The organism is uncultured Methanobrevibacter sp., from assembly GCF_900314615.1.
In the GTDB taxonomy this organism is placed as follows: Archaea; Methanobacteriota; Methanobacteria; order Methanobacteriales; family Methanobacteriaceae; genus Methanocatella.
In genome coordinates this window covers 29,870-55,403 of the sequence record NZ_OMWA01000010.1, presented here as the reverse complement: position 1 = coordinate 55,403, position 25,534 = coordinate 29,870, and the positions used below count along the sequence as shown (strand labels likewise).

General features: G+C 34.5%; 28 protein-coding genes. 11 read left to right on the top strand and 17 right to left on the bottom strand.

The window, feature by feature from the left end:
* Positions 1-31: 31 nt before the first annotated feature.
* From QZN33_RS04525 to QZN33_RS04510, 4 genes are all read left to right on the top strand, one after another.
* On the top strand, positions 32-1,333 hold the full coding sequence (locus QZN33_RS04525) for a phenylacetate--CoA ligase family protein (RefSeq protein ID WP_296789763.1): 1,302 nt from the start codon (positions 32-34) through the stop codon (positions 1,331-1,333).
* A gap of 8 nt (positions 1,334-1,341) precedes the next feature.
* Positions 1,342-1,773, top strand: a complete 432-nt coding sequence (locus QZN33_RS04520; protein ID WP_296789762.1) for an acetolactate synthase — start codon at positions 1,342-1,344, stop codon at positions 1,771-1,773.
* 261 nt (positions 1,774-2,034) lie between these two features.
* The gene (locus QZN33_RS04515) at positions 2,035-2,814 is read left to right on the top strand and encodes an SDR family NAD(P)-dependent oxidoreductase (protein WP_296789761.1); all 780 of its coding nucleotides are present in this window, start codon (positions 2,035-2,037) and stop codon (positions 2,812-2,814) included.
* A gap of 114 nt (positions 2,815-2,928) precedes the next feature.
* On the top strand, positions 2,929-3,471 hold the full coding sequence (locus QZN33_RS04510) for a zinc ribbon domain-containing protein (RefSeq protein WP_296789760.1): 543 nt from the start codon (positions 2,929-2,931) through the stop codon (positions 3,469-3,471).
* 24 nt (positions 3,472-3,495) lie between these two features.
* Here QZN33_RS04510 and QZN33_RS04505 read toward each other — a convergent pair whose 3' ends face one another.
* Genes QZN33_RS04505 through QZN33_RS04495 form a run of 3 tightly spaced genes read right to left on the bottom strand, consistent with a single transcriptional unit; the run spans position 3,496 to position 5,726 of the window.
* Positions 3,496-4,479, bottom strand: a complete 984-nt coding sequence (locus QZN33_RS04505; RefSeq protein ID WP_296789759.1) for a beta-ribofuranosylaminobenzene 5'-phosphate synthase — start codon at positions 4,477-4,479, stop codon at positions 3,496-3,498.
* A 60-nt stretch (positions 4,480-4,539) separates the two neighbouring features.
* Complete coding sequence (locus QZN33_RS04500) at positions 4,540-5,190, bottom strand: adhesin (protein ID WP_296789758.1); 651 nt, start codon at positions 5,188-5,190, stop codon at positions 4,540-4,542.
* A 35-nt stretch (positions 5,191-5,225) separates the two neighbouring features.
* Complete coding sequence (locus tag QZN33_RS04495) at positions 5,226-5,726, bottom strand: ferritin (protein WP_296789757.1); 501 nt, start codon at positions 5,724-5,726, stop codon at positions 5,226-5,228.
* Positions 5,727-6,254: 528 nt separating this feature from the next.
* Here QZN33_RS04495 and nudC point away from each other — a divergent pair.
* Entirely contained in the window at positions 6,255-7,049 is a 795-nt protein-coding gene (gene nudC / locus QZN33_RS04490; protein ID WP_296789756.1) for an NAD(+) diphosphatase, read from the top strand.
* Between the two features lie 25 nt (positions 7,050-7,074).
* The gene (locus QZN33_RS04485; protein WP_296789755.1) at positions 7,075-8,412 is read left to right on the top strand and encodes a hypothetical protein; all 1,338 of its coding nucleotides are present in this window, start codon (positions 7,075-7,077) and stop codon (positions 8,410-8,412) included.
* 492 nt (positions 8,413-8,904) lie between these two features.
* Here QZN33_RS04485 and QZN33_RS04480 read toward each other — a convergent pair whose 3' ends face one another.
* Positions 8,905-10,098 (bottom strand): MalY/PatB family protein, encoded by a 1,194-nt coding sequence (locus QZN33_RS04480; protein WP_296789754.1) that lies wholly within the window; start codon positions 10,096-10,098, stop codon positions 8,905-8,907.
* Complete coding sequence (locus QZN33_RS04475; protein WP_296789753.1) at positions 10,067-10,585, bottom strand: nitroreductase family protein; 519 nt, start codon at positions 10,583-10,585, stop codon at positions 10,067-10,069. Before QZN33_RS04475 ends, QZN33_RS04480 begins: the two co-directional genes overlap by 32 nt.
* A gap of 60 nt (positions 10,586-10,645) precedes the next feature.
* Between QZN33_RS04475 and QZN33_RS04470 the strand changes: the two genes are divergently transcribed.
* A complete protein-coding gene (locus QZN33_RS04470) occupies positions 10,646-11,134 on the top strand; it encodes a DUF308 domain-containing protein (protein ID WP_296789752.1) in 489 nt (162 codons plus the stop codon).
* A gap of 183 nt (positions 11,135-11,317) precedes the next feature.
* Here QZN33_RS04470 and QZN33_RS04465 read toward each other — a convergent pair whose 3' ends face one another.
* From QZN33_RS04465 to QZN33_RS04455, 3 genes are read right to left on the bottom strand one after another with little or no spacing between them, the layout of a single operon-like run.
* The gene (locus QZN33_RS04465; protein WP_296789751.1) at positions 11,318-11,929 is read right to left on the bottom strand and encodes a flavodoxin family protein; all 612 of its coding nucleotides are present in this window, start codon (positions 11,927-11,929) and stop codon (positions 11,318-11,320) included.
* Positions 11,930-12,568 (bottom strand): flavodoxin family protein, encoded by a 639-nt coding sequence (locus QZN33_RS04460; RefSeq protein WP_296789750.1) that lies wholly within the window; start codon positions 12,566-12,568, stop codon positions 11,930-11,932. It lies immediately after the preceding gene.
* Position 12,569: 1 nt separating this feature from the next.
* Positions 12,570-13,205: a flavodoxin family protein gene (locus QZN33_RS04455; RefSeq protein ID WP_296789749.1), complete on the bottom strand. Its 636-nt coding sequence runs from the start codon at positions 13,203-13,205 to the stop codon at positions 12,570-12,572.
* Positions 13,206-13,484: 279 nt separating this feature from the next.
* On the opposite strand from QZN33_RS04455, the gene QZN33_RS04450 reads away from it, so the two are divergent.
* The 3 genes from QZN33_RS04450 to QZN33_RS04440 all read left to right on the top strand — a co-directional run bounded on the left by QZN33_RS04450 (position 13,485) and on the right by QZN33_RS04440 (position 16,586).
* Positions 13,485-13,640, top strand: coding sequence for a hypothetical protein (locus QZN33_RS04450; protein WP_296789748.1), 156 nt, complete (start codon positions 13,485-13,487; stop codon positions 13,638-13,640).
* A 192-nt stretch (positions 13,641-13,832) separates the two neighbouring features.
* The gene (locus QZN33_RS04445) at positions 13,833-14,513 is read left to right on the top strand and encodes a TIGR00266 family protein (protein WP_296789747.1); all 681 of its coding nucleotides are present in this window, start codon (positions 13,833-13,835) and stop codon (positions 14,511-14,513) included.
* 354 nt (positions 14,514-14,867) lie between these two features.
* On the top strand, positions 14,868-16,586 hold the full coding sequence (locus QZN33_RS04440) for an MATE family efflux transporter (RefSeq protein WP_296789746.1): 1,719 nt from the start codon (positions 14,868-14,870) through the stop codon (positions 16,584-16,586).
* A gap of 47 nt (positions 16,587-16,633) precedes the next feature.
* Here the strand turns inward: QZN33_RS04440 and serS are convergent, their stop codons facing one another.
* The 5 genes from serS to QZN33_RS04415 all read right to left on the bottom strand — a co-directional run bounded on the left by serS (position 16,634) and on the right by QZN33_RS04415 (position 21,451).
* Entirely contained in the window at positions 16,634-17,914 is a 1,281-nt protein-coding gene (serS, locus tag QZN33_RS04435; protein ID WP_296789745.1) for a serine--tRNA ligase, read from the bottom strand.
* A 121-nt stretch (positions 17,915-18,035) separates the two neighbouring features.
* Positions 18,036-19,316: a TIGR02710 family CRISPR-associated CARF protein gene (locus tag QZN33_RS04430; RefSeq protein WP_296789744.1), complete on the bottom strand. Its 1,281-nt coding sequence runs from the start codon at positions 19,314-19,316 to the stop codon at positions 18,036-18,038.
* 70 nt (positions 19,317-19,386) lie between these two features.
* Positions 19,387-19,737 (bottom strand): arsenate reductase family protein, encoded by a 351-nt coding sequence (locus QZN33_RS04425; protein WP_296789743.1) that lies wholly within the window; start codon positions 19,735-19,737, stop codon positions 19,387-19,389.
* A 139-nt stretch (positions 19,738-19,876) separates the two neighbouring features.
* A complete protein-coding gene (locus QZN33_RS04420) occupies positions 19,877-20,533 on the bottom strand; it encodes an HAD family hydrolase (protein ID WP_296789742.1) in 657 nt (218 codons plus the stop codon).
* Positions 20,534-20,740: 207 nt separating this feature from the next.
* Positions 20,741-21,451 carry an alpha/beta hydrolase gene (locus QZN33_RS04415; protein WP_296789741.1) on the bottom strand — a complete coding sequence of 237 codons (711 nt, stop codon included), beginning with the start codon at positions 21,449-21,451 and terminating at the stop codon, positions 20,741-20,743.
* Positions 21,452-21,710: 259 nt separating this feature from the next.
* On the opposite strand from QZN33_RS04415, the gene QZN33_RS04410 reads away from it, so the two are divergent.
* Entirely contained in the window at positions 21,711-22,205 is a 495-nt protein-coding gene (locus QZN33_RS04410; RefSeq protein WP_296789740.1) for a hypothetical protein, read from the top strand.
* A gap of 58 nt (positions 22,206-22,263) precedes the next feature.
* Here the strand turns inward: QZN33_RS04410 and QZN33_RS04405 are convergent, their stop codons facing one another.
* The 4 genes from QZN33_RS04405 to QZN33_RS04390 all read right to left on the bottom strand — a co-directional run bounded on the left by QZN33_RS04405 (position 22,264) and on the right by QZN33_RS04390 (position 25,477).
* Positions 22,264-22,767 carry a hypothetical protein gene (locus QZN33_RS04405; protein ID WP_296789739.1) on the bottom strand — a complete coding sequence of 168 codons (504 nt, stop codon included), beginning with the start codon at positions 22,765-22,767 and terminating at the stop codon, positions 22,264-22,266.
* 236 nt (positions 22,768-23,003) lie between these two features.
* Positions 23,004-24,188, bottom strand: coding sequence for an MFS transporter (locus tag QZN33_RS04400; RefSeq protein WP_296789738.1), 1,185 nt, complete (start codon positions 24,186-24,188; stop codon positions 23,004-23,006).
* A gap of 39 nt (positions 24,189-24,227) precedes the next feature.
* On the bottom strand, positions 24,228-24,632 hold the full coding sequence (locus QZN33_RS04395; protein ID WP_296789737.1) for a PadR family transcriptional regulator: 405 nt from the start codon (positions 24,630-24,632) through the stop codon (positions 24,228-24,230).
* A 44-nt stretch (positions 24,633-24,676) separates the two neighbouring features.
* Positions 24,677-25,477 carry a hypothetical protein gene (locus tag QZN33_RS04390; RefSeq protein WP_296789736.1) on the bottom strand — a complete coding sequence of 267 codons (801 nt, stop codon included), beginning with the start codon at positions 25,475-25,477 and terminating at the stop codon, positions 24,677-24,679.
* Positions 25,478-25,534: the final 57 nt, after the last annotated feature.

Sequence of the window (25,534 nt, the reverse complement as noted above, 5' to 3'; positions counted from 1 at the left end):
ATTATATTATAATAAATCAATGAGGCAAAATATGTTTTGGAATGAAGAAATAGAAACTATGTCAAGGGAAGACCTTGAAGAATTGCAACTAAAAAAGCTTCAGGCTACTGTTAAAAGAGCATTTGAAAAAATTCCATACTACAATCAAAAATATAGTGAAGCTGAAGTATTTCCCGAAGATATAGAAACTTTAAAAGATATTGAAAAACTCCCTTTCATCACAAAGGATGACCTGAGAGAAAGCTATCCTTTCGGATTATTCGCAGTCGACATCAAAGAAATTAAAGAATTGCATTCATCATCAGGAACAACAGGAAAACCAGTTGTTTCCGGTTACACTGAAAAAGACCTTGATACATGGGCAGAAACCATTGCACGTGGACTGACCATGATGGGAATAGGTGAAGAAGACATTCTTCAGAATACACACGGATACGGAATGTTTACCGGAGGATTCGGTGTTCACTACGGTTCACATAAGGTTGGAGCTGCAATCATTCCTATTTCAACCGGACAGACACGCAGACAGATTGAAATCATGAGCGACTTTGGAACAACAGGTCTCATATTTACCCCTTCATACGGTATCCACCTTGGAGAAGTTGCACTTGAAGACGGAATTGATCCAAAAGAATTGGGAATCAAGGCTATCGGATTTGGAGCTGAAATGTGGACTGAAGAGATAAGACAAAAAGTTCAGAATCTCTTCGGATGCAAAGCATACAACATCTACGGATTAACCGAACTTATGGGTCCGGGAGTAGGTATTGAATGTGAAGCGCAAAAAGGTCTCCACATTCCGGAAGACATCTACTATCCTGAAATCATCGATTCAAACACAGGCAAAACCTTAGGCGCCAATACCCCCGGAGAGCTTGTACTCACCAATCTTGAAAGGGAAGGAATGCCGGTCATAAGATTCAGAACAAAAGATTTAACCAAAATCACTTATGACAAATGTGAATGCGGAAGGACACATGCAAGAATGAGCAGAATAACAGGCAGATCCGACGATATGATTAAGGTTAAAGGAGTAGCTATTTTCCCATCACAAATTGAAAAAGCACTGCTTAAAGCAGGTGATGTTGAGCCTCATTACATGATTATAGTTACAAGACCTGGAACTTTAGATGAAATCGAAGTTAAAGTTGAAGCATCACAGGACATTTTCTTTGACGGCGTAAAACAGATGATGTCAATTCAGGAAAAAATCGGAAAATCAATCGAAAACGAAACAGGAATCAGAGTAAAAGTAACACTAGTAGAACCAAAAACACTACCAAGATTTGAAGGAAAAGCAAAAAGAGTAATTGACGAAAGGAATTTACATTAGGTGAAAACATGAAAATCAAACAGCTATCAATATTTTTACAAAACAGAATGGGAAGCCTGTCCAAACCTCTTGAAGTCTTATCAGAAAATGGCATTAACATAAGAGCAATGTGTATGGCAGACACTTCCGAATTCGGTATTTTAAGACTTGTTGTCGACGATCCTTTAAAAGGAAAAGAAGTTCTTGAAGAAAATAATTTCCTGGTTAAAATCACTGAAATTATCGGTGTTGAAATGAATGATACCCCCGGTGGCCTTACTGACGTTTTAAAAGTAATCAAAGACAATGAAATTGATTTAGAATACCTTTATGCATTTACACACGATAAAGTAGATAAAGCTATTCTACTGCTTCATGCAGAAGACATCAATAAGCTAATTAAAGTGATTGAAGACAACGGCATTGTCATTGTTCCTTCAGCTGAAGTTTATGACTTATAACATGTAACGGAATTATAGGATTTTTTTAATCCACTATAATTCCCAAATTATTTTTTTAACACCGCAATTAACTATTTTTCTAATCTACATCCTTTTTACAATCAAATAACCCTGTTTTACCAACACGGCATGCTTTGAGATTAATTAAAAACTGAAGATAATCCAAAATTCAAGAATTTTAATGAATAATATACAATATTTTTTACATTATTAAGTTAATATTTAAATATTATCAAAAATATATTACCAAACATAACTGTCATGATTTATCATGGCAGTATTAAAAAGGTGATGAAAACGGGAAAACTAGACGGAAAAGTAGCAATAGTAACAGGAGCAACCTCCGGTATGGGCAGAGACTCTGCAAAATTATTTGCAGCTGAAGGAGCAAAAGTTGTCATTACCGGAAGAAACGAAGAAAGAGCAAAAGAAGTAGTAGACGACATTAAGGCTGAAGGAGGCGAAGCAATCTATGTAATCGCAGATATGGCAAACCTCGATGATGTTGAAAAAATCTTTGATGCAACAATGGAGGAATACGGAACTGTCGACGTACTGTTCAATAATGCAGGAATGCTTTCAATGTCTCCATTGATGGACCTTACAATTGAAGAATGGAACAGAGTATTCAACGTTAACGTTACCTCAGCACTGCGCCTTACACAGCTCGTTGCACCAGTAATGAAAGAAAAAGGAAAAGGAACTATTGTAAACACATGTTCTGTAGCATCCTTTGGAGCACACCACGGATTTGCAGCATATGTTGACAGTAAACATGCAATGATGGGACTTACCAAATCCATCGCATGGGAATTAGGTCCTGAAATCAGATGTAACGGTATTGCACCGGGATTAATCCACACCGCAATGGTCGACAGTATCGGAGGACCTGGAGCACTTCAGCAGATGATTGACCAGTGCCCTGTAAAAAGACATGGAGTGCCTGAAGACATTGCAACCGTCGCTCTGTTTTTAGCAAGTGACGATTCATCATTCATTGATGGTCAAATCATCAAAGTGGACGGCGGATTTGAAATTTAAATTGATTAAAGACATACCTATATTAGAAAATTGGAAGTTAGAACCTCACTAACTTCCATTTAACAATATCTATTTTTACAAAAGAATATTAACCATCCAACCAAATAGTATATCATGGACAGACATTGTGAAAAATGTGGTGCTAAACTAAATGAAAACGCCAAATTCTGCAAGAATTGCGGCTTCGAAGTGCCCCAAGAAAAAAGGAATTATTCAAAAATTATTGCAGCTTTGATACTTGCGGCCGTTGTAATTATAATTGTCGCAGCGTCAACATCAATGCTTTTAACACCACAAACACAAATTGTAACTGTAGACAATGTCCAGTTTGAAATCCCTATGGACTACAAAAACGATCCCTCAAGAACTGAAATCAGCTATGACGGAAATGTGAAATCAAGTGCAATGGGATGGAGCAACGACAAGCATTACATTGAAATCGGAGTTACAAGAACACCCGGAAACGGAATCAACAGCAGGGAAGTGGCATCCACACTTGGAGGAACACCGACAAAAATGTTCGGATATGACGGATACTATCAAAAATACGATGAAAAGAGCTATTCTTTCATATTCGGCATCAAGGATGAAGTCTGCATGATTTATGTATCAGATTATGATGCATTTGATGATGTTAAAGTAATAGGTCGTAGATGACCTTAAAAAAAAGAAAATTGGACACTATTTTTCAATAGTGAATCCATGGTTTTGAGCTTTTGTGACAAATACAGTTCCTTTATCACCAATAATCTCTTTAGTTTTTTCTACAATATCTGCATTTGATTCGTCAAATACTGTATATAAAACCGGTCCGAATGAACTGATTCCAACACCATAAGCTCCGGCATCTTCAATAGCTTTCATTGTAGGCAGGTAGCTGTCATCCAATGAGTGTTCAAGCTTGTTGAATCCTACTTTTTGAAGCTCGCTTACAGCCCAACCGAAGTTTTTAATGTCCTTTTCAAGCATAAATGGAACAAGGTTCATTAAAATCAGGTGAGATACCTGTTCAACTTCCTCTTTAGGGATTGGACAATATGTCTGGAATACATCAACTTCATCATCTCCTTCCACATGTTTTTCTATGTGAGGAATAGCAATTAGAATATCCCATTCTTCAGGAAAATCATACCTGGCAATCAGTGTTGCAGGTTTTGCCTGTGATGCACCGGACGGCAGGAATAAAGGTTTTTCTTCTTTGCTGTGTCCGCCGTCTAAAATAAATCCGCCTAAATCGTGAGTGTATGTTCCGATTCCGGAGGTTCCTCCTCTTCCAACAATACTGCTTAATTCACGGCTTTCTATTTCAATGCCCATGGTTTCTGTTATCAGGTGAGCTGTTGAAACAGCAATCTGTGTTCCGCTTCCAAAACCGGAATGTGGAGGATATGTATTATGTACAGTAAATTTAAAGCCTGCGTCAATATCAAAATGTTCAATAGTTCTTTTTGCGGCATCAGGGATTTTTTCCCTGCATTCTTCAATAGCTTCCTGGTCTGTTACAGTTTCAGCAAATTCAAGTTCAATTCCGCTTTCAATCTGCTCAACTTCCAAAACAAATTGTGGATCCTGCAATGCAAGACCAATTCCACCGTCGACTCTCCTATATGACCCGTTCAAGTCTATAAGGGACATATGTATTCTTGAAGGTGCTCTGATAATCATTTTTTCACTTCCAATATTATAAGTTTCTTTTAAATATCTATTTTTAATAGTATATATATGTTAAAACGATAGATTATCAACAATATTGATTAATTTTCCGGCCAGACTTAAAGTTACTTCCATCGGCTCATATGAATAGCATTCATAGACAAGTGTGGCAATTCCTGCTTCGGCTGTGGGTTCTGTTATGTATTTTGGACTTGAGCGAAAATCAGGTGCATAATAAATTATCTCATCAATTGAATCAATTATAATATCCATATAAACTGATGATTTATCGTCAAATCCAGGTGCAAAGACAAAATTGGTTATTTCATACTTGCCGGGACCCACTGAACCACGGTTTGAGTGGATATCCAAAAAGAGACTGTAATTTTTTTCTATAATGTCATCCTTTACGAATTCCTGGGCAAGAAGCTGGCCTTCATCCCTGCCTTCGCTGTCAGTAGTTTTATCTTTAACATTGATATTGTAGAGATAGTAGCAGTAATTCAAATCAGTTTTAGAGATAAGCTTTTCAAAAAGCGCCCTGTGGGATTTGCTTTCAAGAGGATGCATGCCTATGAGATAGGCTATTTTTATATCTGAATTTTCATCACCAAAAGGACCGTGGAGATGCACGCTTCCCAAATCGTTTTCACCCAATAATACAGAGTCGTACTGGCAAGAATCAACCTGAGCCTTATCTGTTGGACCGTCAGGATAATTCATATTATCAAAAAAAAGTAAGTTAGACTAGATTAAATCTAGTCTTCGGAAGGTGATCTTTCACCTAATTCTTTGTTTAATTCATACATTAATCTGTTGTCGCCGTTTGCAAATTTAACTTTAGCGAGCAATTCCATTGCGTTTTCTTCTTCTTCAACCTGTTCTTCTACGAACCATTGGAGGAAGTTGTTGGTTGCGTGGTCTTTTTCTTCAATAGCTAAGTCAACTAAATCGTTGATAAGACCGGATACCATTTTTTCATGTTCTAAAACATGTTCGAATGCAGCGAGAGGAGAGTCCCATTCGGTTTGAGGTCCGTCAATTGCTGTTAAGGTTACGGAAGCTCCTCTTCTGATGATGTAGTCATAGAATTTCATTCCGTGTTCTAATTCTTCTGCAGCCTGAACTCTCATCCAGTTAGCAAATCCTGCTAAGTCTTCATCTTCAAAGTAAGCAGCCATAGATAAGTATAAATATCCTGAGTAAACTTCAGCGTTTAATTGTCCGTTTAATGCTTTTTCCATTTTTTCTGATACCATTTTATATCACCAATTTAATTTTTCTGTAAATAATTATTATATATTTTAATCTATTTAAAAATTTAGAAAAAAAAGGATTTTGAAAAGAGATGGAAAAACCATCTCATTTTACAATTTATTACGAATAAATGAAAACAAAAAAATATTCATTAAAAACACATGATATGTGTAATTAAATATATTTTTTTAATATTATATAAACGCTTTGATTTTGAATTATATACGATTAAAATATTAAATGAGAAAAAATTCATTAAAAAAGAGGTGTTAGCCTATGGCGAACTTAATCTGGGTTTTTTATCTTTTTTCAAAAACCGTCATCGGATTTTTGAAATTGCTTTGGCTTAGCTAAAGTAACGGATTGAATTTCAACGAACTTTGTAACTTTTTAAAGGAGAGGTTAAAAACTCAATGAATGGAGTTTAGATTACTTTTCATAGTTAAATTTCACAAAAAATTTACCAGATTACCCCACGCCATCACCTCCCAATCAATCAATTTATTAATTTTCAATATAAATCATTAACCATGATAGAAAAATCCCTCTATGAAAACTACCAGATTGAGTTCAGTGACGAAATTACACCAGCAGATGACGATTACCTATTTATTTTTAATGAAAACAGAGAACTCTATTTAACCGAAAATAAAGAATTGCCAAAAACCTTGGATAACTTTAACGTTGACTTTTGCTTATATATCGGCATATACAAAGGCAAAAAAGCATTTGTTGTCAGTGCCAAAAGCGAAGATGAATTCTATCCTCTTCAGGAAGTCTATGAATTTGACCATGACCTCTACCATATCGGTGGAAAAGCTGTTCTGGTCAGAGATTGGTACCTCCTACACAGATTTTGCGGAAGATGCGGAGTTGAAACTCAATTAGATGAAAAGGACATGATGTTAAAATGCCCTTCCTGCGGACAAGTGCACTATCCGCGCATCGCTCCTGCAATTATTGTAGCTATCAGAAATGGGGATGAATTGCTTATGGCCAAACACAGCTACCATGACAACATCAGATATGCACTTATTGCAGGTTTTGTGGAACCTGGAGAGTCAATTGAAGAAGCGGTTCACAGAGAGGTTCTTGAAGAAGTAGGCATTAAAATCAAAAACCTGAAATATCAAAAAAGCCAGTCCTGGCCGTTTCCGAATTCCCTGATGCTGGCATTCACTGCCGAGTATGACTCAGGAGATATCAAAGTTGACGGCGATGAAATCCTCAAGGCGAAATGGTTTAAAAAGGACGAAATTATCAGATATGATTCAGACATCAGCATTTCAGACTGGCTGATTCAGGATTTCATAGACAGATATTAATAGAATAATTTAGAAAAATTACCTTATGAGTAATAAAAAATTTACATTAATATTATTATCTTTAACAATACTGTTTTTATCAATATCTGCAGCCAGCGCGGCTGATTTGAATGATACTGCAGCAGATGATTCACTTATGGCTTCATCAGATGAAGACAGTGATGTTATTGCAGTTAGTGAAGATGAAAAGCTTTCTGGAGGTTATGCAAAAACCTCATCTCATAACACATCCCTTGAAATTTCACAGACAGGCAACTATTACGGAGAAATTAAGCTTAAAGTATCCCTGACCAATTTAAGTGAAAATAAGGGTATCGCAAATGAGAATGTGGGAATATATGTAAACAATAATTTCTGGAAAGAATTTAAAACCGACGATAACGGAAAATTTGAAGTCAATTTCAACAGATTACCTGGAACATATTTCATCAAAGCGGAATTTTTAGGTGAAACTTTCGATTTGACCACACCAAACTTTTCAATGGGAATATCCGGAATAAGCACATATCTCAAATTAAAACAGACCGGAGCATATTACAAGGACACCAGGCTTACCTTTGAGCTGACAAATCTGGCTAACGGAAAAGGAATTGCAAACGAAAAAATCAGCGTTAAATTTTCAAACAGTAAAAAAGTTACACTGACAACAAATTCAAAAGGAACTGTCACATACAATGTTCCTTTCAATCCGGGAAAATACAGCCTGACTGCAAAAACCCAGTCAAAATACCTTACCCCGAATTCAGTTAAATTAAACAATTTCCAAATAGCTAAAACCTATCTTACATTTACTCCTTCAAAATTAACCACCAGCACTGCATCAGGCAAATATTTCACCGTTAAAGTTACAAACATGTTTACAAAAAATGCAATGAGCAGCATTAAACTCAAATTAAAAGTATTTACAGGTAAAAAATATAAAACAGTCAGTGTTAAAACCAATTCAAAAGGTATTGCAAAATATGACACCTCCAAATTATCACTGGGCAGTCATAAAGTGCTCATCAACAATGCTAATAAATATATGGTCGGCTATGAAAAAGCAAGCTCCATTAAAATTACAAAAGTAAAACTGAGCATTTCAGCTCCTAAAATAACAGCATCTCTCAACAACACAACCACTTTCAAAATCACAGTCAAAAATAAAGAAACAAAAAAAGTTTTAAGCGGCGTTAAAGCTACAATTAAAGTCTGGAGCGGCAAGACATCCAAAACTTTTACAGTCAAAACAAACAAGAACGGTCAGGCCACAATTTCAACCGAGGGATTAAAGACTGGAATCCACAATGTTGACATTACTACTGCTGCAACTTCCAAAATTAACAAGGCAACCTATAAAAGTTCAATAACAATAACTGAATAATGGTTTGATTTCTACAAACCATTATTAAAATTTTTTAATGTTATAACACCTGCTTTCAGGCGTCTTAAACCATCCATCAGCAATTCCTGAGGACATGCAATATTCATTTTCTTCAAAATAACAATTATTTTTTCTATTACAATTAAATATATTTATCCTATTTAAAAATCTCTAAAACATTAGCAAATAAAGTGAATACAAAAATACTAATTTAAAAAAAAAGTTTGATACAATTCAAAATCAATATCAATTGCAGAATAGAATCCTGCAATTTAACACACGATATTGATTATCTACCATTAAATTTGGCCAATTAGATTATCATCTAATTGTGGAGGTTTTACCTCTTGATTAATAATACATTTTTTATAATATATAAAGATTTACATCATATATATAGTTTTAAGCTTAAATAATCCCCAAATAACAGTATGAAGCCAATATTGAGATTATAATATAAAAATAGTAAAAATAAGAAAAAATGATTTGTTTCTACAAACCATTATTAAAATTTTTTAATGTAATAACACCTGCTTTCAGGCGTCTTAAACCATCCATCAGCAATTCGTTGGGACATGCAATATTCATTCTCATAAAGTCCTTGCCGATTTCACCAAATTCATGGCCAGGAGAGAGAAAGAGTCCCTGATTTGTTCTTAAAAATTCCCCTAAAATCTTTGAGTGGACGTTCAGTGCCGAACAGTCAAGCCACAAAAGATAGGTCGCATCACCCGGAACCAGTTTAACAATCGGCAGTTCTTCTTTTAAAAAATTATCAACAGTACATCTGTTTTCATATAAAACTTCTTTAAGCTCTTCCAGCCAGTCTTCTGAGTGATTATATGCTGCAATTACGGCAGTTGCTGCAAAGACATTGCATGCGTCTGAATTATCCACATGCATCTGGGTTCTGATTTTTTCAAGAAGTTCTGTGTTTTTTGTATGAACAACAGAGCTTTGAAATCCTGCTATGTTAAATGATTTTGAAGGTGACAGACATGTAATGACCTTATCATAATCAGATGATGTTTCAAAGGGATTGTATTTAACACCTGGATCAGTCAAGTCACAGTGAATTTCATCAGATATTAAAATTACATCATGTTTTTTGCACAGCTCACCAATTCTTGCCAGATCATCTTTTGACCAGATTTTACCCACAGGATTTTGAGGATTGCAGAGTATCATCATCTTAACGCGGGATAATTTTTCATCAAGATCATCAAAATCAATTCTGTATGCGCCATTTTCATATATAAGCTCATTTTCCAGGACCTTGCGGTTATTGTCTTGGATAAAATAGAAAAATACATGATAAACAGGTGACTGAATCAATATTTCATCACCGACATCAGTTAAACATCTAATCATTGAAGCTATTGACGGCATTACGCCGATTGAATAGATCATGTCTTCTTTTGACATTTTAAATTCATAACGGCAATCCCACCAGTTAATGTATGCTTCAAACAGTTCATCGGGAACTATAGTGTATCCGTATACGGGATGTGCGGCTCTTTTTTGGATTGCTTTTTGAATTGCCGGAGCAACCCTGAAGTCCATATCAGCCACCCACATAGGCAAATCATCATCAAAAAAGTCCCATTTCACACAGCTGGTATTATGCCTGTCAATAAGATTTGTAAAATCATAGCTAGTATTTTTCATAGTGAATCCTTTCTTCATCAAACTTGTCCATGAATTTGTTTTCCCAGCCTTCGGCAGGATAACCGATTGTAATGATACAATAAGGTTTGGTTTCGGTTATATCATCTATTCCAATGATTTTACCTATTTTTTCCATTCTTTCCTCTTCAGGTGCTACTCCATTCCACAGACCACCTAATCCAAGATTGACTGCTTCAAGAAGCATATTTTCTGCAGCCGCACCCATATCCTGTTGCCAGACAGTTTTATAGAATGCTCTTTCAATGTTTGCCACCAATACAATTGCAACAGGAGCATTTGTAACTCTCGGTTTGATTTCACCAAGTTTAGCCAGTGTTTCCTTGTTTTTGACTACTACAAACTCCCATGGTTCAGCTCCAAGCCTTGAACCTGGTGCCTGCATTCCTGCCCTGATGATTTTTAATATATCTTCATCGCTGACATCCTTTTTAGCATATTCACGAATGCTTCTTCTTGTATTAATTATTTGTTCAAAATCAGACATATTTTTAAATAATATCTTATCATATATAAAAATTAGCTTAAGTTAATGGAGGTGAAATAGATGAGTGTTAACAGATATTTCGGATTGTTTTCAATTATTTTAGGTTTGATTTTCATTATTTTCCCGATGTTTTCCAGTGAACTCGTATCCATAATTGTAGGTTTAAGTTTACTATTCTATGGAATAACTACAGTATTCATGGGATGGAATATGAGGTCATCCAATGCAGGCATTTTTTCAACTATTATTATGATTATTGGAATAATTGCGGTAATCTTTGGATTCCTGTTCATATTCTACATTAATGCATTATCATTCTTAATCGGCATACAGTTCTATATTGTTGGAATAATTATGATTGTATGCGGAATAAGTGCATTAATTTCCGGATATCACAGAGCATCTGCCTTTTCTTCAATATTATCCATTTTAATGGGTATTCTGGCTATTGCTCTTGGAACATTTGCAAGTAACCAGCCAGTATATCTTGCAATAATAATCGGCATTATTCTGATTATTGAAGGAATATTGTTCACTATGTCAGATTAAGACCCGGTTAACAATACAAAAAAAAGAGATACAATTCAACCGAAATACTAACCATTACCATTTAAACTTTATCGTTAACCAAGCCGGGATTATTAAATCCTAATACTACTTGGTTTTTTAATTTTTATATGATTTTTTGAAGTGCAAAAAAGCACAGATGCACACTTCAAAAAGCTTTAAATATTACCTGCTTAATTTAGCTCCAATTTCAAAAGCATTTTTTAAATCAGCTGCAAATTCTTCTTCTTTTGCTTTAATGCTTTCATCACCAGATTCAGCAAGATTATATTCTCTTACAGAAATGTGTGAAATATAATTGGATTCAACTTCACCATTGAAGAGTTTAAACAAATCTTCAGATATCTTAAGATGTGAACGGACCTGCTTTTCATAATAGTTTTCAGAATAATTAATTGAATAAAAGATTCCTACATTGATTTTTCCATTAAAAGCAATTCCGACATCATAGTCAACTACGCAGAATATAAGTCTCTCCATCAAAGCCCTGAAATGGCTGGTGGGGTCTGTAAAAAATATGGGAACACCAATTAAAAGGCAATCACTCGCCAGAATCCTTTCAATTAAAGGTGATGTCTCATCTTTCCAGTAGCATTTACCTGACTTTCCTTCCCGTTTGCATATCATACATTCCATACATCCATGCAAATCCAATTTATACAAATCAACATATTCCACATCAGCACCCACTGATTCTGCACCTTCAGCGGCGGATTTCATTATTTTTGCTGTAGGTCCTTTCCTTTTTGGACCTGCATTAATTACAATAGTTTTCATTTATTTCCCCTTGCTTAGTTCGGCTGCAATTTCAAATGCCTTTTCCAAATCATTTGGAAACTGTAAAATCAGCTGTTTTTCTTTTACTTCCTGTGAAAAGCCTGCCATATTGTATTCTGAATATTTGTGCACCTGAAGTGTGTCGCAGACAGGATATGAAATTACTTCACCGTTAAGGTATTTGAAGAGAAACTCATTGCTTGAAAGAGAGTCTTTCATGGACTCTTCATAGAATTCCAGCGGTGCATTCATAGTGTAGAATATTCCTACATTGACCCTGCCCGTAAAATAGCTTGACCCGTCGTCATATGACATGATACAGAAGATCAGCCTTTCAAGAAGAGCCCTGAATTCGCTTGTGGGCTGGCCAAAGTAAATCGGTGAGCCTATGATTAAAGCATCAGCTTCATATATTTTTTCAAGAAGTGGTGTAAGGTCATCTCTCCAGTAACATTTTCCTTTGGTTTTATCTTTTCTTTTACAGATTAAACAGCTCCTGCATCCCTTAAAAACCAAATCATATAAATTGACATATTCTGTTTCAGCACCTACTGATTCGGCACCTTTTCTTGCTGCATCCAGAACTTCTGCAGTATTCCATTTCTTTCTGGGACTTGCATTGATTATTATTGTTTTCATATTATTCCCTACTTAGCTCAGCACCTATTTTAAATGCATTTTCCAAATCAGTTGGAAAATGGGCTTTTCTATATTCTTTTTTGTGTTCCTCATCAAATGCGGCCATTCTGTATTTTGAATAATCCCTGACCTGCAATGTATCAAGTACAGGATAAATCTTAACTTCACCGTTAAGCATGTTGAATACATGGCTTGATGATTCAATATAGTTGACCATGAACTTTTCATAATACTCCTTCGGAGCATTCATTGTGAAAAAGAGTCCCACATTGACTTTGCCCTCAAAATATGAACCGAAACCGTCATAGGACAGTATGCAGAATATCAGTCTTTCAAGCAGTGCCCTGTAATGGCTTGTCGGTTCGCCGAAGTATATCGGAGAGCCTATAAGCAGTGCATCGGCATCAAGTATCCTTTCGATTAACGGAGACAGGTCGTCCTTCCAGTAACACTTGCAGGGTTCCTTGTCTGCTTTTTTACATATAAGACAGCTCATGCATCCATGTAAATCGAGTTTATACAAATCAATGTATTCCACTTCAGCACCAGCAGATTGTGCCCCTTTTGCAGCCTCTTTCATAATTTCAGCAGTGCTCCACTTTCGTCTCGGACTTGCATTAATCACTATAGTCTTCAAAATAACACCTGATTAAATATTTATTTTTGACAGATATATATTATTCTAATCGAATTGATAGTCTTAAAGACCCAAGGTCTTATTTACTTGTCTTATCAATCGGTAATGATTATCCTCAAAGACCTCATCACTTATATTATCACTCATCAAACCCTTATTGATAATCCTCAGATTAAATCATCACAGACATGACCTATAAGTGCCTTGAATAGCAAATATGTCAACACCTCATGATTACTAATACATATTTTGTTGGAAGTCATTAATTAATTTGTTTTAATGACTAAAACTGCATCTTCTCCAAATTTAATGTCATCTGCACCAACTGTCAATGAAGGACCAATAGGTTCTGATACTTTATTGACTGTGAATATTTTATTAACTTCACTGGCCAAATACAAGTCTGTTTTTTCGGATTTTGCAACTGCAGTGTAAGTGCCTGCATTTAAACTAAATATTAATGAGTAAAAAATAAATTACTCCCTTAAAAATAATTATTTAAAAAAATAACTTAAACAACATGATGAATTAAAAAGTATTTAAAAATGTAAAAAATTTTTAATAACAATTAAACAAATCAATATCATTATAACTATAAAGTAATAAAAAGTTAATTAGGTGAATTAAATGGAATACGAAATTATAGGTGGAGCATTTCCACTTGTTAAATGCAAATTGAAAAAAGGAGAAAGAATGAAGGATGACAGTGGTTCAATGGCTTACATGACTCCCGGAATCAAAATGGATACCAACACAGGAGGAGGGCTTCTGAAAGGTCTTGGAAGAGCATTGGCCGGAGATACACTTTTCATGAACTTTTTTACAGCACAAAGAGATGGTGAAGAAGTAGGATTTGCGTCATACTTCCCTGGAAAAATTATTCCTATAAGACTAGACGGATCACAGTCAATAATCGGTCAGAAAAGCTCATTTTTGGCAACCGAAGACAGTGTTGAGATTGACATGTACTTCAAAAAGAAACTCGGAGCAGGTCTATTCGGAGGTGAAGGATTTATTCTTCAAAAATTCTCCGGAAAGGGAATGGTATTTTTAGAAATTGACGGAGATGTTATTGAAAAGACATTAGCACCTGGTGAAACACTTCTTGTCGACAACGGACATGTTGCCGCACTCGATGAAACTGTGGACTTTGATATTCAAAGGGTAAAAGGTGTTAAAAACATGATGTTTGGTGGAGAAGGACTGTTTTTTGCAAAAATGACCGGTCCTGGAAGAGTATGGATACAGACTATGCCAGTAAGCAAACTTGCTGAAGCAATAATACCATACATACCAAAACCAGAGTAGACAATTAAAAAAAAGTTTATTTTTTAAATAAACTTTTTTTACATATTCTGACTGTCCGCAATTAAATTTTAATTTTTAAATTTACTGTTTTTTTAAAAAAGTATCACATAACGCTTATTTTTCAATATAATTACATCTAAATACATTATTTAACAAGCTATTTTAAAAAATAACTAATTAAATAGACAATTAACAAAAGTATAGCCAACTTTTCGATACATCCTCGACTTGCAGAAGTCAAGGCATTCCCGAATTTTTAGACAAACCACCACAAAATTAACATGAAAAAATAATATTTTAAATAAAATATCAACAAATATATTAATTATACATAAAATAATACCTGAGTGAAAAATGTTAACCAGAAATTTTGATTTTTTAAAGCATAAATACAGAGAACTGTTGCTTCCAACATTATTGATGCTGCTTTCGGACAAGATATGTTTCATCGTAGATGTTGCACTCATAGGTTTCTTCATACCAGATTCAACATTGCTTGCTGCAATAAATCTGGCCAGCCCTTTCATCTACTTTTCAACTGTTTTATACACTCTATTTGGTGTAGGTGGGAGCTTATTGGCACTCAGGGCAAAATCAGATCAGGATGATGAAAAGGCAAACTATTACTTTAGCGCTTCAATTAGGGGCGTGATGATAGCAAATATCATTTATATAATAGTCAGTCTAATTCTGGGAGACGAGTTAATCATGGCCCTTTATGGTCCCGCACAAACTATTTATATAGTATTTTTAGTGTATTTCAACATTCTTGTCTTTTATTTCCCTTTTAACTGTTATATACTGACATTAGGTTACTTCGTGCGTTCAGACGGTTATCCTAAATTGCCTTTCATAGCATTGCTGATTGCAAATATATCAAACCTAGTTACAAGCCTTATTTTAATGGGAGTCTTTAATTTGGGTGTTGAAGGCTCATCACTGGGCAGCGTAATAGGTTATGGTCTTGGAGCAGTTTATATATCAAAATATTTCCGCGAGGAAGACCGTTCATTCTACTGGGTCCACAAAATTAAAATAAAAGAAATATATAAAACCGTTTACGAGTTCATAATGAACACACCGGAAATGATTTCTAGAATTTTCATAACTGTTAAAGTCCTTTTTTACACAGTTCTTTGTTCAGAATTTTTAGGCACCGCAGGTTTAATGGCGTATCTTGTCTATGACAACAGTGAAACCGTGGTGTATATGTTTTTATCAGCAATTGCAAAGGTCATGAGCCCAATCGTTACTGTATTTTATAAAGAAAAGGATTATGAAGCAGTTTCATACATTATTAAAAAGTCCCTAAAGCAGGTTCTCATTATTTCAATACCAATAAGCATTCTTTTTGCAGTGTATCCGGAAATTTTTGTATTTATTTTTACCATTGATGATCCCTCAGAACTTGAGGTAATCTGTTCGGCACTTCGTATCACCTCTGTCGGCATTATCGGAAGAAGTTTATCACTGCTGCTTTCAAACTATGCCCAGGCAATAGAACAAAACAGGCTTGCATCAGTAATGAACCTATTAGAGGAATTCATAATGGCATTTGCAGGAGGATACATATTAACATCAATGTTTGGAGGTGTGGGAATCTGGTATGCACTTGTATTGGCTGATGTTGTGCCTTTAGTATTATATGCATCATTTGCATGGATTTATCGCAAAAATAATGAAGATAGAATCAATTCAATTCTTCTACTTAAAGAAAAAAATACCGCTTCATGGACATATATCCGAGGGCAAGAAGACCCTGAAGATTACTTCAACGAAGAAAAAATGAAATTCATAACGGAAATAGAAAAGTTGCTCAAGGAAAAAACACCGAAGACCCTTGAAACCCTTGAAAAAATTAGTGATAATATCTTAAAAGATGAAGAAATTGACAGTGTCGATGTTACCGTCACATACCTCGAAAATGTGATAACCATTACCTTAACTTATGAAGGAAAATTAGTAAATCCAATTACTGACGAAAACAACGAGCAATTAGGTGCAATAAACGGCAATGCAGAATACAGTCCAATTTTAGGATATAACCGAGCATACATCAATATTCCGGCTTAATCAAATTTAAAAAAAATATTGTGGAGATATTACATCCCCGTTTAAATTTATTCTTTTTTAGCTTCAATGACAGTTTTTCCGTTCATGTAAGGGACTAACACTTCAGGAACTTTAACACTGCCGTCAGGCTGCTGATAGTTTTCCAGAATACAGCACATTGTCCTTTCTGTTGCAATAGCTGTACTGTTAAGAGTATGCAATGTTTGCGCATCTCCGGAACCTGCTCTTCCAACACGTGTTTTTGTTTTACGTGCCTGGTAGTCTTTACAGTTGGTACATGAAACGAGTTCCCTGAATGCACCGGAACCTGGGAACCATGCTTCCAAATCGTATTTTATAGCTGCATTATCGTTTAATGCTGATGATACGATAGCTATTATCTGATATGGAAGACCTAATTTCTGATAGATTCTTTCAGTAACTTCCATAAGATGGTCATGCTGGTTTCTTGAGTCTTCAGGTGCAGAGTATATGAACTGTTCGATTTTTTCGAACTGGTGAACCCTGAAAATTCCTAATGTGTCTTTTCCATGTGATCCTGCTTCTTTTCTAAAGCAGGTTGACAGTGCACAGTATCTTAAAGGCAGTTCATCAGGTGAAATGATTTCGTTTCTGTGAAGAGCCGCCAGGGTCTGTTCAGCAGTTGCAATAAGATACATATCCTCATTTTCAACTTTGTACAATGTTTCTTCAAACTCACCAAGTTCTGATGTTTCAGCTGCAACTTCACCTTTTACAAAGAACGGTGTCTGCATAGGAATATATCCTTCACCTTCAAGTTCAGATAAAGCAAACTGAATCAATGCCAGGTTTAAATGCAGGATATCTCTTTTAAGATAGTAGAAACGTGCTCCTGCGATGCTTGCTGCGGTTTCCAGATCAGCTCCGTCAATCTTGTTGATTAAATCCACATGGTTTAAAAGCTCAAAATCGTATTCTGGAATTTCACCGTAGGTTCTTACCACTACGTTATCGTCTTCAGTGTCTGAAATAGGAACATCATCGTCAATGATGTTTCCGACTTTATATCTGTAGTCGTCTCTGAGTTTTAAGTAATCAGCGTTTTTTGCAGTCAAATCCTTGATTTCTGCGGCAACTTCTTTGGATCTTTTGACTACTTCTTCAAAATTGCCTTCTTCTTTAGCTTTTTTGAATGATTTGGATAATTTATTTTTTTCTGATCTTAAAGAGTTGAGTTTTCTTTCACCTTCTCTCCATAAGGTGTCGTATTCAATTACCTTTTCTACGTTTTCAGTATCTCTAAATCTTTTCTTTTCAGAGTCTATGATTATTTCCGGATTTTCTCTGAATAATTTTATATCTAACAATATTTTGTCCCCTAAAATATTTTATACAATTATAACTATGATTGTCTTGTTTTTTAAAGTTAATCCTTAAAAAATGAAAAAAATAGTATTTTTAAACCCACAAGGAAAAATGCTCATGAGTTTAAATTTCAAATCTCAAATCGAACTTGGCGAATTTGGTTTCATTCATGAATCTGTCCATATCCTTATCCAGTTTACGTGCCAAAGTTGTAACAACTTCCAAAAACTGTTCAAAGTCTTCTTTTGACTGTGATTCAAGACCATGGGCCAGAATGGAATTGTTTCTCTTTTTGGTCAGGTTTTTTATTTTGGATTCATTTTGAACATAGTACTTGCCCAGTTTGTCTCCAAGTTCATTTAAAAGCAGAAAATCAGCACTTAAACCTATACGGATTTTTCCGTCTTCCATGTTCTTTTCAAGAAATTCTATAAACTCAGGTGAGACATTCTTATTTTCAAGCACAGAAACGTCAACGTCTGAGCTTTTGATATTGAATTTGGCCAGCCTTATCTGTGCAATCAGTTCAAATGACCTGTATAAACGTGCTATTGCATCGTCATATTTGTATTCATCCGCTTTTCTCATGGAATTGTTTATCAGACTTGCAAGAATGTAGCAGTTTTTCAGGTTTTCAGATTTGGAATTGACCATGATTCCCAGCGCATTGATATTCTTTTTAAGCTTTTCTCTGATTTCTATAAATTCCACATTGGTAATGTCCGCTTTTTTAAGATATGCATATGCGTTTTCAAAGTCCATATTGTCCCATCTGTAATATGATTTGCAGATATTGAGGAATGATTCCTTGTGGAAACTGAAATCAACAATATTTTCCAAAAGATTAATGCATTCCATGAAGTTATGGGAATTGAAATAACGCCTTATTCTCATTATTGAAAGCCTGTCATAAATCTTGTAGAGATTCTGATAGTTTATTATTTCTGTTCCGCTGGACACTTCGCCTCTTGACCTGTCTCCTCCAACAGAAATCAGATCTTTTTTGTAAAACATTCCGCAGCAGGCCATTGCCGCTGACATTGTCTTGGTTCCGGAGGTATAGTCCATAATTATTTGATATTCCTTGGTTACATCATTATCCAGCTGCCAGATTTTAGATTCAAATGCTTCAAAACATGCATTGAAATCATCAATGGATTCAATAGGAACAATTTCATAATCTTCATCAGGGATAAACTCATCATTGTCATTCCTGAACAGATCTTCAATGTATGGAATGGTATTTTTGGACTCTTCAGATGCGAAAAACAATACCTTATTCGGATAAATCTTAGTTATTGTGGAGTAGAGTTTTTGTGCAAGCAGTTTTACTCCATCAACTTCAGAACCTGAATTTATTCCGGTTCCAACAATCATGAACAGTACAACATCTTTTCTTTTCATAATATCACAAAATCAATTATATATTAATATTTTATAATTTTGTTTAAAAAAATTTATGTTAAAAGCGAAACTATAACAGTTTCTCTTCCCATTCCTTGACCTTGAATCCGACAAGAATACAGTCATCAGCCACAACAATAGGTCTTTTGACAAGCATTCCATCGGTTGCAAGCAGTTCAAACTGTTCTTTTTCAGACATGTCAGGAAGCTTGTCCTTAAGTTTCAGCTCACGGTATTTCATTCCGCTTGTATTGAAAAATCTTTTTAAAGGTAAATCAGATGCCCTCCACCATTTTTCAATCTCTTCTGCAGTCGGATTGTCTTCAATTATGTGTCTTGATTCATATTCTATATTGTGTTCATCCAGCCAGTTTTTTGCTTTTCTGCATGTTGAACATTTTGGATACTGTACGAATAACATAATTAATTGTTTAACGTTAAGATTAAAAATAGTTAATGATATAATGTTGCACAAATCAACAATATTAGATTAAAACATCCCCATGACCCCAAAGAGGAACTGCATGATTAAGAAGCGTTAGCCGGAAAGTGAATTATAACTATTCACTTAATCCGAAATAGTCTAAAATTTGGGACATCTCATCGATGCATCCCAAAATATTCTCATTTTCAAAGTCATTTTGATTTCCATAACCCCATTTTACGACAATGCAATCGATTCCCGCATTTTGAGCTGTTTTTATATCGGTTGTGGAATCACCGATATATAATGCATCATCCTTATTGATGCCGACTTTTTTGATTATCCGATTTACGCCGTAAGGATCCGGTTTTGACGGATTTGAAGAATCCTGACCTTCAATTAAAACAAAATCAATATCTGAGAAATATTTTTCTACAAATTCATTTAATGAATAGTTAAGCCTGTTCGAATTTATGGCCAGAAGAATTCCGTTTTCCTGTAATTTTTCAAGTATCTCCAAAGCATTGTCAAATGGAACTGTCAATTCCTTTTTGGAGGGATTGTAAAAATCAAGATATGTTTTTTTAACTTTCTCGAGGTTTTCAGGAGTGTTGTTTTCACCTAAAACCCTGGATGTAATATCATCTATGTCTCCGCCCAAACATGGGATATATTCCTCACGTGTTAATGTGGGAAAACCGTAAATGGTCAATGCCCTGTTAAAACAGGATATTACATCCCATATGGAATCAAAGAGTGTTCCATCAAAATCAAAAATTGCAAGTTTTTTCATGATTTTATTTCTGTAATTCAAAATATATCAATTTACTTTAACAATAAAAATCTCAAAATAGAAAATGATTTTGAAATGGCTTTGATATATATCGCCGATTGAAAATAACATTTAAAAACGAAAAGATGGGCGTTAAAGTAAAAATCAATTAATTATTCTAAAAGAAATTAAAAAAAGTATATGAATTAATTATCATTGCTTTGATAATTAAGACATTGTGATATTATTAATGAACTCTAAAATCTTATCTACAGTCTGAGTCTGCTGGTCCTGGTGGGAAATCTTGGCAGGATTATCTCCTTCCTGAACTCCGTAATAAGCAAACTGAGCATGATTTCCGCCCTGAATTACATACTCTGTCATGTTGCTCATCAAAGGCAAAGCCTTTTTGTATGATTCCATATTTAAAATACCATCATCAGATCCGTAAATTGACAGAACAGGCTTGTTGATTTCCTCTGTAGGATATGCTGCCAGCAATACAACACCATCAGTATTATTGGAATGAGTTGCATAAGCTGATGCTGAAACTCCTCCAAGAGAATGGCCTGCCAGAAGATAGTGAGTGTAATTTGTTGAATTAATGACTGAATCTGCACTGTCCTGACCGAAAACTGCAAAATTCAACGGCATCTGAATCAGATAACAGTCCACACCTTTCTCCGCCAGTTCCACAAATAAAGGCAAATAGGCAATGTATTCATTTTTTGCACCAGGATAGAAAATCAGTGCAGTATCGTTTCCAGGCCCGTCCACTGACAATCCTTTATCTATCTTTTCAACAGAAACATTATCCGTACCGTTTAATAAATCCGTTGCAGTTTTTTCAGCATGATGATACTCAGTGAAATAATAAATTCCATAAGCTAAAATCAATGCTATGACAATAACAATTACAATCTTTATTTTTTTATTCATAATACTCAACTTGTAAATTAGTTTTAAAAAAAATGATTAATATATTTATCTAATAATTTAAAAAAAAATATAACCCCTATTAAAATATTCAATCTAATATTTATAATATAAACAAAAATATTATAAAAATAAAATAAAATCACCAAAATAATATATTTTATAATAAATTTTTAAAAAATAAGTCCAAATATGAAAAAAAGTTATATAAAAGCAAAATTTAAAGACCTCCAAAAACAATATTTATATTAATGGTGATTATATGATTTTTGAAAAGAGAAATATAATTATTCTTTTGATATTGATCGGCACTTTAGCTATTGTCGGCGGAGTATATGCACAGGATTCCTCCGACAGCAATGTTTTAAAGACAATTAATATCGCAAAAAAAGTTTCAAACAGCAATGTGAAAACCGTAACCGTTAAAATCAACAACTTTCCGTCAGGAGTATCATGGGGACCGAAAGCTACCAAACTCAAAAATGGAGATGCAATAGCAGGATATGTTACATACACCGGAAATTCCCAATTCGATAAGGGAACAGGAGTTACTTCATGGTATATCGGAAGCGGCATCAACGGAGATATGATTCCACACCACACAAAGCTTGTTAAAGTAAAATTTTACTTCAAAAACAATAAAGATTCCAAAAAAATCAAGACAAAAACAGTCAAGGGAAGCGGCAGCCACATCAGAACAAATCTGATAAGCGGATACACCCCATATAAGGCAACAGTTTCCTACAAAACATACTGATTTTAAAAAAAAAAGTTGATTAGAGTCATAATGAAAATTATGAACACTAATAATTTATTTATTTAATTATTGATTCTAAAGTTGCATCATCCGGTGCAATGACATCCGCTAATTTTCCATCTTTAAGGAATTTGAATTCAACAGAACCATCAGAGAATGCTTGGTTGTTATATACACCATCAATACCAGCAACGGTTTTGTTAACGTCACCTTCATTGGTACCGCTGAGAGATGTGAATTTATCATCATCAGAGAAGAAAACTTTTACAACAATTTGTTTTCCATCTTTATCAAATGCAGCTAATGAATATTTAGCATTTTCAAGATCTACAGCTGGTTCAGCTAATTTTTTAGCAGATTCGTTTTCTTTGTATCCATCAGGTATTTTAAAAGTTAAATCCTGTAATTTTAAAGCCCCATTGGTAAACTCATATTGTCCACCGTCAGAATTGGATGAACTTGAAGAACCAAAATTAAAACTCCATTCTTCTGCGCTTACTGCACCTAAAGTCAAACCGACTACTGCAAGTAAGACCGCAGCTAATATTAAATATTTTTTCATGTTTTTCACCTTGTATATATAACAATATTTTTTAAAAAAAAAATATGTTACATTATAATATATATTACAAATATTATTTAAACATACCTATTATTTAAAAAAAAGATATAAAACTGAATATATAAAAATATAAACCGTTGAAATTTTTAAAAATATTCAAAAAAGTTAAATGAACAATGTAAAATATTTCATACGAGAAAATATAAAATTAAATTAAATAACTGGAAAACGTATAATTATTTTTTAAAACTATTTTTTAAGGCAAATAAACAAATCGGAAGGGCCAATATGGTTATTATCGAAGAAATTAAATACACCGGCGCATACCCGTTGGCAGCAAAAATTCCTAAAAGTGCCGGTCCAAAACCCATTGTAGCATCACAGAATATAAAAAAAGTCGAAACGGCATATGACCTGCGGTTTTGGGAGACATTTCTTGTAACTATGGCAGTGCATGCTGAATTGAGAGTTCCAAAACCCAAAGCGGCACATACTGCACAAACTATAACCGCTAATGCTGACGGGTAAACCGCAATCAAAAAGAGCCCTGCAGCCTGTGCGATTATTCCAACGACACAGATTATCATATCTCCGCCATTATCCTGAATCTTGCCTGCAATAGGTCTTGACAATATTAAAACTACTGAATAAATTATAAAAAACCATGAAAAAACTGAAGTCAGGTTTACTTCAACCGCATACAGCCTGTAAAATGACAGGATTGAAACATATCCAAGGCTTGTAAGTGCTGTGAAAAGTGAAACCGGAATTGCACCTATTTCAAATACCTTTTCAATTCCTGAATATTCATTTTTATTTTTGACTTTAGGGCCATTTGCAGGATCATGTGCTGAAACATCAACAAAATAGATGCATATTAAAGCAATTGCTGAAAAAATCGCAGCAATTAAAAAGCATCCCTGAGATCCCCCAGTATCATATAGAAATCCTCCGATAAAGGGCCCGAGTCCAACTGCCAAAGTGGTCCCCATCATGAAATATCCGAATGCTTCACCAAAATGCTTTTTTGGAAGTACATCAGAAGCAATGGTAACTATAGCATTTGCTGATGCTCCAAAACCGATTCCATGAATGAATCTGACAATCAAAAGCAAAGTTACATCACTGACAATGAAATACAAAAGGCATGAGAGAAAGTGAATTCCCATAAATATCAGGGCAGTTTTTTTCCATCCGACCTGCTCCAGAGCGTTTCCTGAGTATATTCTAGAACATAATCCTCCAAAAATGTATATTCCGGAAACCAGACCTGCAATTGTAGCTGTTGAACCCATTGATGTTGCATATTCAGTGACTGTAGACATCAGTACATACATTACGAGAGCCGTGCACAGCAGAGCTCCAAAAACAAGAAAGAAGGGTTTTGTAAATATCCTGTCGTCATCCACTCGAGTGTTCATTAGTTAAAGTTAGTTTTTAAAGGTTAAAAAATATTTTTGTCAGCCCATCAAATCATCATAAATAATCTTCCACTGAGGGTTTTTCTCATGGAGAATGAACCTGTTAAAAATATAGCTTAAAAAGAATTCGCCTTTTTCAGTAATCTGATATAATTTGATGGATTTATCATTGAGAGTTATTAATTTGAATGTGACCAGTTCATCGTCTTCCATCTGCTTTAAAATAGGATAGATTTTACTTGGATTTGATTTTTTCATAACCCCTTCATCAATCAGATGTTCAAAAAACTTGTCCAGCTCCTTCATGATTCCGTAGCCATGAATTTCATCATTGTATTTTATAATCCACAATACTAAAAAGCGGTATAATCCGTTTACAGTCGATTTTACGATTTTGTTGTTTTTAATAAATTCAGTGTAATTATTCTGTTTAGTATCTGTCATAATAATCTAAAAAAAGAAAAATAAGAAAAAATTAATTTTCTTATTTAAACTGTCACATATGTGATTTTTACTTTAACAGGTGTGAATCTGTATGAATATTCTTCATCAGGATACTGCCATCTTCCATTATCAAAATCAGAGCATTCTACTTTTTTGATTATTTTACCAGTGTATTTGTTTTTGAAGTAGAATTCCGCTTTGAGAATATTGGATTTTTTGGCAACACCTTTAAAGGATACCCTTATTTCCTTATCATCTTCATCATATCTTGTGTAAACCCTTATAACATCCTTGTTTTTTAATTTCAATTTGGAATTAGGTTTTAGGGTTGCAGTGTATTTTTTGCCGACGAAGATGTTCGCTTTTTGATAAACCTTGTATTTGTCATCAACTGAAGTAATGACAACTTTATGATCTCCCAGTTTTAAATTCTTGGTGTTGAACTTTGCGATTCCTTTAGAATCTGTTTTAATAGTGTATGTTTTACTTTTAGAGTTTGTAAATACCTTTACTTTAAGTTTGAGGTTTTTAATTGGTCTGTCTGTATCATCATTTTTTACTTTTACTTTCAAATAATTGTTTTTCTTGTATTCGACAACTACATCATCTGCATCTGCATCAGTATCTATTTTTCTAGTTGGTTTTTTTACTACAGCAGGCTGAGTGTCCGCAACAGGCTTGGTATCGTTTTGATTTGTGTTTTGCGTCACTCCACCATGTACTTCATTTTCCTGAATCTGGTCTTGTTCACCGGCAACGGTTGAATTTTCAGCTGAAACTGAACCAATGCATAATGCCAGAGCCAAAAAAATGAAAAATATTAACATCATTTTTTTAAGATTCATTGAAAAAACCTCCTTGCGTAATATAAATTATATATTGTATAATATTTAAATAAGTAT